The 1,526-nt window shown below is 74.6% G+C and carries 2 protein-coding genes; both read right to left on the reverse strand.

All coding sequences use genetic code 11. The features are described from left to right. Positions 1-1,063: precorrin-2 C(20)-methyltransferase (locus tag ABD151_RS03990; protein ID WP_343991577.1), on the reverse strand; the 1,063-nt coding region annotated here is incomplete at its 3' end. Next, on the reverse strand, positions 1,060-1,526 hold a 467-nt coding region (locus ABD151_RS03995; RefSeq protein WP_343991579.1), incomplete at its 5' end, for a precorrin-8X methylmutase. The genes ABD151_RS03990 and ABD151_RS03995, both read right to left, overlap by 4 nt.

Here is a 1,526-nt window from a genome sequence, read left to right on the forward strand (position 1 = left end):
AGACGGCGGCCGCCATCCCGAAGACGCCGGCATCGCCGCCGGAGACCACCGCCACCCGCTCACCGGCCAGCGCCAGCTCGAGGGCGTCGCGGGCCCGGTCGACCTCGACCGTGTTGCCGCTGGCATGCCGGGTCAGGCCCTCGCGCTGCGGGACCCGGTTCACGTACGGGGCGTAGCCGACCACATGGGCGACGCCGTCGAGCGCGGAGGCGACCTCCGGCGTCAGCCAGCGCTCGGGGCCCGGGCCGAGGCCGACGACCACCAGCTCCGCGGCGGGAGCGGCGGCCACCTCCTCGGCCGCGACATCGCGGACCGCCGAGGCGACCCGGCTGCGGGCACCGTTGAGGCTGTCGCCGGTGACCACGATCAGCGAGAAGTACGGCACGGTCGCGGCGTCGACCTCGGCGACCGGGAGCCACTGCTCCTCGGGCATCGAGGCACGCTCGACGTAGAAGGCGTGCTCGAGGCGCCCGGCCTCGGCCAGGGCGGCCCGGACGGCGGGGAACGTCCTGCCCAGCTTCATGATCACGGCGGCGTCGGTGTCGGCGAGCCGCCGGGCCAGCTCGGCGCGCGGCAGGGTGCCGGGCAGCACGGTCAGCACGTCGGTCTGCCGGACCAGCGGTTGCGCGATCGCCGCCGACGCCGCGAGGAAGGCCGGCACCCCCGGCACGATCTCGGTCGGGTAGCTCGCCGCCAGCCGGTCGTGCATGTACATGTAGGAGCCGTAGAAGAGCGGGTCGCCCTCGGAGAGCAGGACCACGTCGCGACCGGCGTCCAGGTGGGCGGCGAGCCGCGCGGCCGACGCCGCGTAGAAGTCCGCGAGCGCTCCCTCGTAGCCGCCCGGGTGGTCGGTGCCACCGGTGGTGACCGGGTAGGTCAGCTCCTCCTCGATCACGCCGTCCGCGAGGAGCGAGGCGGCGATCCGGCGCGCGTTCGACGCCTTGCCGGCGGCCGCGTGGTACGCCACCACATCGGCGTGCTCGATCAGGCGGGCACCCTTGCGGGTGATCAGGTCCGGGTCGCCCGGGCCGACGCCGACTCCGGCGAAGCGTCCGGTGCTCACTCCTCCTCCTGCGCGATCGCGTTGAGGGCCGACGACGTCATCGCCGAGCCGCCGCGACGCCCCCGCACGGTGACGAACGGGATGTCGATGCCGTGCTCGGCAGCGAAGTCGACCAACGCCTGCTTGGACTCCGCGGCCCCGATGAAGCCGACCGGGCAGCCGACGATCGCCGCCGGCCGCGGCGCGCCGTCGATCAGCATCTCCAGCAGGTGGAACAGGGCGGTGGGCGCGTTGCCGATCGCGACGACGGCGCCGTCCAGGTGCGGCTCCCACAGCGAGACGGCAGCGGCGGTGCGGGTGGTCCCCCAGTCGCTGGCCAGGCCGGGAACCGTTGCCTCGTTGAGGAAGCAGAGGACCTCGTTGTTCGCCGGCAGACGACTCGGGGTCACCCCACGCGCGACCATGGTGGCGTCGCAGAGGATCGGCGCACCCGCCTCCAGCGCGGCCCGCGCCGCGGGCACCA

The organism is Nocardioides dubius, from assembly GCF_039528155.1.
Classification (GTDB): Bacteria; Actinomycetota; Actinomycetes; order Propionibacteriales; family Nocardioidaceae; genus Nocardioides; species Nocardioides dubius.